Genomic DNA, 8,215 nt, shown 5'->3' on the forward strand with positions numbered 1-8,215 from the left:
CATCCTGATGCTGCAGGGCGCCGAGGTGCTGGCGTGGACGGCGTTCGAGCGGCACCCGATTACGGAGCAGCTGGCCCGGGCGCGGAGCGACGAGAACCGGGTCTACACGGCGGTGGCGGGGCCGGACCTGGCGATGGTGATTGCGCCGAACGGTGCGCCGCTGACGATTTCGCCTCGGGGCAGCGGGGTGGTGATGGCGGCGCAGATCAACCGGGCGCTCCCGCGCTGGAAGGACATGGCGCCGGGGACGAACGCGCTGCTCGACCGGCTGCCGGAGGCCTACGGCGACCTCGTGCGCGGCTAAGCGGCGTCACTCTGCGAAGTCCTCGGCGATGGCGAGGACATTGGCCACGTACTGGAGCGTCTCTTCGAAGATGCCGAACTGCTCGATGCTCCACCAGCCCTGGTAGTAGAAGGCGAGGGCGATGTCGAGATCGCCGCCGGCCTGCCAGAGCATGTGGGCGAAGACCACGGCGCCGAGGCGGATGTTATCGCGGGGGTCGGTGCGCCAGTCGACAGCGTCGGGGGCGAGGTACTCGAGGCCCCACTCGGCCGTGGCGGGCATCAGCTGCATGATGCCGACCGCGCCCGCGGGGCTGATCATCGCCTGGTTCCAGCCGCTTTCGAGCCAGGCAAGGCCGAGGAGGAGCGGGGGCCAGATGCCGAACTCGGCGGCGGCCTGGCGGAGGAGGGCCTCAACCTGGGGGCGGCTGACGGCGGCGGGGGCGCTCGTCGGCGCGGGGATGGTGAGCAGCTGCCCGGCGAAGATGCGGTCGGGATTGTGGAGGCCGTTGGCGGCGGCAAGTGCCTTCACGGTCACGCCGTGGCGGAGGGCGATGTCGGAGAGCGTCTCGCCGGGCTGAACGAGGTAGAGGCGCCCGGCGGGCGGTCCGACCGCGGCGCCGGGCGGCGGAACGGAGGGGGAGGATCCGGCGATGGTGAGCAGCTGGCCGGCGAAGATGAGGTCGGGGTTGGCGATGCCGTTGGCGGCGGCGAGGGCTTCGAGGGGGACGCCGTAGCGGAGGGCAATCGCCGAGAGCGTTTCGCCGGGCTGGACTTCGTGGGTGAGGGCGCGGGCTGTCACGGGCAGCAGGGCGAGTGCCGCCGCCGCGCCGAGCGCGAGGCGGAGGAGGAGAGGCGACGGCTTCGCCACCGCAGGCGGGGGATGCGGGGGCATGGGCCGTTGATGGTGGCCGAAATTTATGACGATTGCAAGGGCCGGCTCAGCGCAGGGGGCCGGTGGCGGCGGGGTTGCGGCCTTCGATGATGCCCTGCATGCGCTGGTTGACGGACTCCCGGATGTAGTCCTGCATGGGGAAGATGTAGAACTGGTCGGCTTCGATGGCGTCGACCACCATGCGGGCGACCTCGGCGGGTGGGAAGCCGCTGCGGAGGAAGCCCTGGAGCATGGCGCGGCGCTGCTGGGCCTCCGGGGTGAGCGCTTCGGGGCTGCGGGCAGGGCCGAATTCGGCCGGGCGGTTGCGTTCGGCCTCGTTGATCTGGGTATCGACCCAGCCGGGGCAGAGCACGGAGGCGGAGAGGCGGAGGTTGAGCATGCGGAACTGCTTGTAGAGCCCTTCCGTGAGGCAGACGACCGCGTGCTTGGAGATCGAGTAGGGGTCGGCGCCGGTGAGGAGGCCGGCCGCGGAGGCGGTGTTGACGATGTGGCCTTCTTCGCCGGAGGCGATCATGCGGGGGACGAAGGCGCGGATGCCGCGGAGGACGCCGAGGAAGTTGACGCCCCAGACCCAGTCGAAATCGGCCATGGGGGCTTCCCAGATGGGGAGTCCGGAACCGCCGGCGACGCCGGCGTTGTTGCAGAGGATGTGGACGCGGCCGAAGCGGGCGTAGGCGGCGTCGGCGAGGGCCCGGACATCGGCATCGGAGAGGACGTTGGTGCGGACGGCGAGGGTGGGGACGCCGTGCTCGCGGACGGCGGCCTCGGCGAGGGCGAGGGGCTCGGCTTCGATATCGGCGAGGACGACGGAGCAGCCCTTCTCGGCGAAGCGGTGGGCGAGGGCGAGGCCGATGCCGCTCGCTGCCCCGGTGACGACGGCGACTTTGCCGGCGAGATCCTGCATGGTCGAATCTCCTTCGGGTTTGGCGCCGCACTATACGGGAGCGGGGGGAGGGGTAAAAGCGGGGAGTGGCGGAGAGGGTGGGATTCGAACCCACGGTACCTTGCGGTACACACGCTTTCCAGGCGTGCCTGATCGTCCACTCCAGCACCTCTCCGCGGGGCAGACGGTGGACGTGAGGATGATGGTAGCAGGTTCGGCGGTGTGCGCTGCCGGGGCAAGCTCAGCCGCGGGAGCGGCGGCGTTTGGTCTTGTCGTCGAAGCGGCGCCAGCCGTCATCGAGGGCTTCGCGGGCGCCCTGGCGTCCGGCTTCGAGCATATCGCGGGCGGTATCGCCGATGCCGAGGACGATGGCGCGGGCCCAGGCGATGATCGGGTGCTCATCGCGCGGCGGGGGTTCGGGGGCGGCCAGCGGCTCGGGCCCGGGTTCGGACCGGGGAGCTTCGTCGGTCATTTCTTCTTCCTCCCCCTGCCGTGGCGGCGGCCGCGGATGCGGTCCGGGAGGCTGGTGATGGCGGCAAGACCGCTACGGACGCCGCGGGCGACGGCGTAGACGCGGATGATGGGGCTGGCGACCGTCTCGCCCGCGAATTCGGCGGTGCCTTTGACGTTGTCGAGCGTTTCGCGGAGGGAATCGAGTGCGGGGGCGGCGTTTTCGCGCACGACCTTGCGGACGGCGAAGACGAGCGCGATGAGGGCGGCGATGAAGACGACCGCGAGCATGCCGGCCAGCACCCAGAAGAGGCCGAGCAGGACGAGGACGATATCGCGCCACTCGGACCAGCTATCGGGGGCGGCCCAGGCATCGGGCACGGCGCGGTCGGGGATGATGTCGGCGCCGAAGTAGCCATCGGCGATGGCGCCAACGGCGAGGTAGACGAGGAAGAGGAGGATGGCGGCGGAAACAACGGTGGCAAGGAATCGCATGCCGGGCACCTCCTGGCGTAGGGGCGATGATAGGCGGGGATGGAGTGGTGAGCAAAGCGAGGGACGCGCGGGAGCGAGGTGGTGAACAGGTGGTGAATTCACGGTGGCTTATGTACGATGGGGCGTCCCTATCAGGGAATTCACTGATAACCCCGGAGCGCCCATGGGGTGAGAATTCCTGCGAAGGGACGTGCCCGCGGGGCGCGAACGATCATGACGTGCGAACTGTTGCCTCAACCATGGCGGCCGTTGGGACCCGGGCAGGCGGCCAGCACCTCCTGGAGCGATGGCCGGTGCCCGGCACGATCCTGGTAGTCGACGACGACGACCCGGTGCGGGTGATGCTCGCCCGGCTGCTGCGCACGCACGGCTACACGGTGCTGCAGGCGGCCCACGCGGCGGAGGCGCGGGCGATCATCGAGACGCACCCGGTCGACCTCGTGATCACCGACATCGTGATGCCGGGCGAATCGGGCATCGAGCTGCGCCGCTCGCTGGCGGAGCGCCTCCCCGGCCTGCCGGTCATCCTGATTAGCGGGTACAGCGCGGAGGGACCGGCGGAGTTTGCGGCGCGCACGCCGCGGACCCTGTTCGTGCAGAAGCCGTTCGCGGCCGAGCCGTTCCTGCGGCTGGTGGAATCGGTGCTGGGTCCGGGAAGCGAGGGCGGGAGCCAGGCGTAGGCAGTTCGGGCCCTTCGGGCCTTCTTCCGTGGGCCGCGCGGGCGTTCGCAGGGCGAAGGGCGAGTTCCATGCTCGGGGCGAAATCCCTGCATAGAGGCTCGCGATGAGCGGTGTTGTTCGCTGGAACCCGTTCGATGACCTGGGCAGCCTGCTGCCGCGCGACTGGCTGGGCCGTTTCGGCCTGCAGGCCACGACGGAGTGGAGCCCGCGCTGCGATGTGACGGAGCGGGAGAACGAATGGGTGGTGCACGCCGAGCTGCCCGGCGTGGAGGCGAAGGACATGGACGTCCGGGTGGCCAATGGCGTGCTGACGATTCGCGGCGAGAAGCGCTCGGAGCGGACCGAGGAGGAGAAGGGGCGCCGCTACAGCGAGCGCTTCTTCGGTTCGTTCGAGCGGAGCCTGGCGGTGCCGGAGAACGTCGACGTCGACCGCATCGAGGCGTCGCTCAAGGACGGGGTGCTGGAAGTGCGGCTGCCGAAGCGGGCGCCGAGCGCGGCCGATGAAGGCCGGCGGATCGAAATCCGGACGTCGTAGCCCGGGGAGCCGCCCCCGGCGGGGCGGGAAGGAGCAGGCAGATGGCAGCGCTGGCGGAGCAGCGGGCCCGGGAAACGTGGTACGTTGAGGTCGCGACGGGGCGCGTGGTGCGTCGCGAACGCCCGGGGCGGGAGACGGAACCGACCCGGGACGAAGCAGCCCCGGCCGAGGAGGCACCGATCATGGCTGAGAACGAACTCGACCCGCGGGAAGACCTGAAGGCCGCGAAGGAGTTCCTGGAGCACCTGCACCCGATCAAGGCGGTGAAGGAGGCCCTGGAGATGGGCGCGGAGCTGCTGGACCCGGCGGAATCGGACCCCCGCGCGGTGGTGCCGGAGCCGGAGACGGTCTCGGAGTTCGCGGAGGAGGGGCCGAAGGGGCGGGCACCGCGTCCCCGGGAAGCCCACCCGCTGCCGGACGCGAAGGAGCTGGAGAAGGAGCACCGCGGGTACTGAGCGGTGTCACCGTTTCTTCACACGGGCCTGCAATTTCCCTCTTGACAGGCGTCCCGGCGGGTATAGATTGAAGGTGCAGCATGCGATAGGCGCCCGGCGCTGAAGAGGCCCGGCACCCGCCGACTCGCAGAGACTCGAAGGGAGGGATGCTCATGCGCAGGAAGCTGCACGCCCTCTATGGAGTCTTCATCGTGCAGAGGCAAGGCCTGCGGTAGCAGGCCGGCCGCAAGCCACCCGGGCACGTATCCAGGTACGATGTACCGACCGCCGGGAGCACCGAAGACCTGCGATGTGCAGGCGCCCCGGATCGCTCCGTGAAGGAGCGGCAGGGATACAGAAGTCCCAGCAATGGGTGGCGTACCTCCAGCCGGCGCACCGCCGGGTGCACGGCTGAGGAGGCATCGAAGCTCACAGGCCCCGGGAGTACCCGGGGCCTGTTCGCGTGCCCCGGGCGAGCACGCAGCGTTCCGAGCGGGTAGGCTGAGGAGCCATGCGGTGGGCCGGCGTGCTGGCGGTGTTGGTCCTGGCGGCGGGATTCCTGCCCGGCGCGCGGGCGTATGACGTCCAGACGATCGAGGTCTCGGAGGCGGGCTTCAACCCGGAGGTTTGCCAGATGAACCGCGAGTACCTGCGCTTCAAGAACGTCGGGTCAACGCCGCGGCGGGTGGTGCGCTATTCGCCCACGCCCGGCGGGGGCATCCTGTTCGATAGCGGCTGGCTCGAGCCGGGCGAGGTCTCGCGGGAGGAGTACATGGGTTTCCCGGGCACCTTCCGGTTCGAGGACTTCGAGAACCCGGACCATGCGGTCATCGTCAAGACGCCGGTGTTCTCGGCGACGTGGCCGGTCATCTGTTCGCCCGACCCGGCGAAGCAGCCCCCGCCGCCGATCTGCCGGGGGCAGCCCCACTGCCTGCGGGTGGCGGCCGTGGCTGCGGATTGACCGGGAGTTTCCCTGCGGGTGACACCGGCGGCAGGGCTGCGGTACGCTCGGCGGTGCCCCGTGGCGGGGTGGGGGACCCGTGGAGGTTCGATGAAGGACCGTGGCTACCGGCCGCTGCTCGCGGCCGCGGCCCTGGCGATGGCGCTGGCCGGGGCGCTGAGCATGGCGTTCTTCGGCGCGGCCTCGACGCCGGCGTCCGCGTATGACCGGTACACGATCGAGGTGAGCCGGGATGGCTTCAACCCGCGCACCTGCCGGATCAACCGGGGCGATGAAATCCAGTTCCTGAACGTGGACACGGTACCGATCCGGGTGTACAAGCCCGGGCACGGCGGCTTCCCGCCGGACCCGGATTTCGTGCTGAAACCGGGCGAGCGATCGACCGCGTTCAGCTACACGGCGGGTACGACCGACGAGTACTACACGGACGAGGGCCACATGGTGGAGGTGCTGACGCCGCCCCGTTCGAACACGTGGCAGACCTCGTGCGCGAAGGAGGCGCCGACGCCCACGCCCACGCCGACCGCAACGGCGACGCCGCCGGGGGGCGGTCCGCCGCCGAAGCCGGCCCGCTGCTGGGGCAATGGCTGCGCGCTCACGCCGAACCTGGCGCGGGACTGAAGGGGACGGGCTCAGCCACGGCGCACGAAAACGAGGGCCGCTCCACGCTGGGCGCGGCCCGCCTGGTGCCCGGGGACGGAGCTATCGCGCCGCGCGTCAGCGGCCCATGCCGGGGGTGGCCATGCCGCCGCCCTGCATGTCCGAGGAGCCGTGGCCGTCGTGGCTCATATCGGGGCTGGAGCCGCTGGCGGCCTTCACGGGGGCGGCGATCTTCAGTTCGCCGGCCTTTTCGAATTTCAGGGTGAGCTCGACCGTTTCGCCCTCCTTCGGCCGCTGCTTGAGGTTCATCAGCATGATGTGGTACCCGCCGGGCTTGAGTTCGACCGAGCCGTTGGCGGGCACGGGGAAGCCGCCGGGCTTCTCCTGCATCTTGCTGGTGCTGCCTTCGGTGACGACTTCGTGCAGCTGAACCATGCCGGCGATGGGCGAGGAGACGCTGACGAGGGTATCGGCGGCGCCGCTGCTCTTGATGGTGAGGTAGGCGGCGGTGACATCGGTCGCGGGGGCCGCGCGGACCCAGGGGTCGATGACGGTGAGGTCGCCGAGTTTGAACTCAGCCTGGCTGCCGGAGCCGGCATCATCATCGTCGTCGCCGCCGCAGGCCGCGGCGGTGAGCATCGCCCCGAGCGCCAGCACGGCGAGCAGGGGGAAGAGGATGCGGGTGCGCAGGAGGTGAACACTCATTCGGTGCGGAATCCTTTCTTCACAAGGAGCGGGAGGTCGTTGAGCCATTCCTTCTGCCCCATGCCAGAGGGGTAGACGGTGTAGGCGTAGTTATCTTTGGTGAAGGCCATCACATAGGCCGCGTGGTTGACGGCGTAGTTGCCTTCGCCGAGGTCGGTGCGGCTGGCGGGCTGGAGGCCGAGCGCGACCTGGAACTGGTCCATGAGGTCGCGGGTGCCGGTGAGCCCGATGAAGGCGGGGTCGAAGGTATCGAGGTACTGCTTGAGCTGCTCGGGGCTATCGCGCTCGGGGTCGGCGGTGGCGAAGACCACCTTGATCTCCTTGCGGATGTCCGGGTCGAGCTTCTTGAGCGCCTCGCTGATTTCGTAGAGGTGGGTCGGGCAGATATCCGGGCAGTGGGTGTACCCGACGTAGAGGAGGGTGACGTAGCCCTCGGTCTCCTTGCGGAGGTCGAAGGGCTGGCCGTTCTCATCCATGAGGATGGCATCGGGCTTCTCGATCGGCGGGGTGACGATCGCCCCCATGTAGGTGGCGTCGGAATCGCCGCTGTCGTCATCGCCGCTGGAGCAGGCGGCAGCGAGCGGGACGAGGGCGAGGGCTGCCAGCAGGAGGGTGAACATCCGCCGTTTGGTGGTAGTCATCGGTGGCTCCGGGTTGTGCGTCGTGCTTCCAGTGTAGGCCCTTGCCGGGCCAACGGCCGGAAGCGCGGAAGACCCGGGAAAGGCCGGGGCTCAGTGCCCATGGCCCCCCGGGGGTGCGATGCCGGCCTGTTCGAAAAGCCACGCCCAGGCGGCGTCGGAGAACTCGTGCTGGGCGTCGTGGGCCTTCGCAGCAGCGGCGCCGGCCTTCGCGAGGTCGGGGCTTTCGCCTTCGAGGGCGGCCGCGAGCTCGCCGAGGATGCCGGCGAGGGCGTTGGCCTGCGGCTCTAGCTCGGCCGGCCAGCCGGTGGATTTGACCACCGCCTGCCCCTTGAGGGCGACCGACCGGGCAGTGGCCGGGACGGTCTTTTCGTTGTTGATGGCCTCATCGATGCCGTGGTAGCCGGCGGCATCGAGGAAGGTGACGGCGGCGAGGACGGCGGCCGTTTGCGAACCGGAGCCGGCCTCGTCGTCGCCCTTGCAGGCGGACAGGGCCAGGCCGGCCGCGGCGAGGATGCCGAGGACGGCGAGCAGGAGAGCCGACCTGGGCCGGCGGAATGGATGCACGGGCATTCCCTCCACGGTGAACGGCGGGGCAGGACGTGCCCCGGGGCGGGCGGCCCGGCCGAAGCCGGCCGCGTGCAGCTCAGGCGGGGC

The 8,215-nt window shown here is 70.1% G+C and carries 13 protein-coding genes and 1 tRNA gene; 6 read left to right on the forward strand and 8 right to left on the reverse strand.

Annotated elements, in window-relative coordinates:
• Nucleotides 1-304: hypothetical protein (locus VAE46_RS10425; protein WP_322796876.1), on the forward strand; the 304-nt coding region annotated here is incomplete at its 5' end.
• A 6-nt stretch (nt 305-310) separates the two neighbouring features.
• Here VAE46_RS10425 and VAE46_RS10430 read toward each other — a convergent pair.
• The 5 genes from VAE46_RS10430 to VAE46_RS10450 all read right to left on the reverse strand — a co-directional run bounded on the left by VAE46_RS10430 (nt 311) and on the right by VAE46_RS10450 (nt 3,005).
• A complete protein-coding gene (locus VAE46_RS10430; RefSeq protein ID WP_322796877.1) occupies nt 311-1,177 on the reverse strand; it encodes a LysM peptidoglycan-binding domain-containing protein in 867 nt (288 codons plus the stop codon).
• Between the two features lie 46 nt (nt 1,178-1,223).
• The gene (locus VAE46_RS10435; RefSeq protein ID WP_322796878.1) at nt 1,224-2,081 is read right to left on the reverse strand and encodes an SDR family NAD(P)-dependent oxidoreductase; all 858 of its coding nucleotides are present in this window, start codon (nt 2,079-2,081) and stop codon (nt 1,224-1,226) included.
• Between the two features lie 66 nt (nt 2,082-2,147).
• A tRNA-Ser gene (locus VAE46_RS10440) sits at nt 2,148-2,235 on the reverse strand.
• A 66-nt stretch (nt 2,236-2,301) separates the two neighbouring features.
• The gene (locus VAE46_RS10445; RefSeq protein WP_322796879.1) at nt 2,302-2,532 is read right to left on the reverse strand and encodes a hypothetical protein; all 231 of its coding nucleotides are present in this window, start codon (nt 2,530-2,532) and stop codon (nt 2,302-2,304) included.
• The gene (locus tag VAE46_RS10450) at nt 2,529-3,005 is read right to left on the reverse strand and encodes a hypothetical protein (RefSeq protein ID WP_322796880.1); all 477 of its coding nucleotides are present in this window, start codon (nt 3,003-3,005) and stop codon (nt 2,529-2,531) included. The genes VAE46_RS10445 and VAE46_RS10450 overlap by 4 nt, the downstream gene beginning before the upstream one ends.
• Nucleotides 3,006-3,223: 218 nt before the next feature.
• Here VAE46_RS10450 and VAE46_RS10455 point away from each other — a divergent pair, with 218 nt between their 5' ends.
• The 5 genes from VAE46_RS10455 (at nt 3,224) to VAE46_RS10475 (ending at nt 6,236) form a co-directional block, all read left to right on the forward strand.
• Nucleotides 3,224-3,685 (forward strand): response regulator, encoded by a 462-nt coding sequence (locus tag VAE46_RS10455; protein WP_322796881.1) that lies wholly within the window; start codon nt 3,224-3,226, stop codon nt 3,683-3,685.
• A 103-nt stretch (nt 3,686-3,788) separates the two neighbouring features.
• Nucleotides 3,789-4,220, forward strand: a complete 432-nt coding sequence (locus VAE46_RS10460) for an Hsp20/alpha crystallin family protein (protein ID WP_322796882.1) — start codon at nt 3,789-3,791, stop codon at nt 4,218-4,220.
• Nucleotides 4,221-4,261: 41 nt separating this feature from the next.
• Entirely contained in the window at nt 4,262-4,675 is a 414-nt protein-coding gene (locus VAE46_RS10465; protein WP_322796883.1) for a hypothetical protein, read from the forward strand.
• Nucleotides 4,676-5,165: 490 nt separating this feature from the next.
• Nucleotides 5,166-5,615 carry a hypothetical protein gene (locus tag VAE46_RS10470; RefSeq protein ID WP_322796884.1) on the forward strand — a complete coding sequence of 150 codons (450 nt, stop codon included), beginning with the start codon at nt 5,166-5,168 and terminating at the stop codon, nt 5,613-5,615.
• A 90-nt stretch (nt 5,616-5,705) separates the two neighbouring features.
• On the forward strand, nt 5,706-6,236 hold the full coding sequence (locus tag VAE46_RS10475; protein WP_322796885.1) for a hypothetical protein: 531 nt from the start codon (nt 5,706-5,708) through the stop codon (nt 6,234-6,236).
• Nucleotides 6,237-6,332: 96 nt separating this feature from the next.
• On the opposite strand, the gene VAE46_RS10480 is transcribed toward VAE46_RS10475, so the two are convergent.
• The 3 genes from VAE46_RS10480 to VAE46_RS10490 all read right to left on the reverse strand — a co-directional run.
• The gene (locus tag VAE46_RS10480; RefSeq protein ID WP_322796886.1) at nt 6,333-6,920 is read right to left on the reverse strand and encodes a copper chaperone PCu(A)C; all 588 of its coding nucleotides are present in this window, start codon (nt 6,918-6,920) and stop codon (nt 6,333-6,335) included.
• Nucleotides 6,917-7,561, reverse strand: a complete 645-nt coding sequence (locus VAE46_RS10485; RefSeq protein WP_322796887.1) for an SCO family protein — start codon at nt 7,559-7,561, stop codon at nt 6,917-6,919. The genes VAE46_RS10480 and VAE46_RS10485 overlap by 4 nt, the downstream gene beginning before the upstream one ends.
• A 90-nt stretch (nt 7,562-7,651) precedes the next feature.
• The coding region (locus tag VAE46_RS10490) for a hypothetical protein (protein ID WP_322796888.1) at nt 7,652-8,215 on the reverse strand (564 nt) is incomplete at its 5' end.

It is taken from the genome of Tepidiforma sp. (genome assembly GCF_034433535.1).
GTDB lineage: Bacteria > Chloroflexota > Dehalococcoidia > Tepidiformales > Tepidiformaceae > Tepidiforma.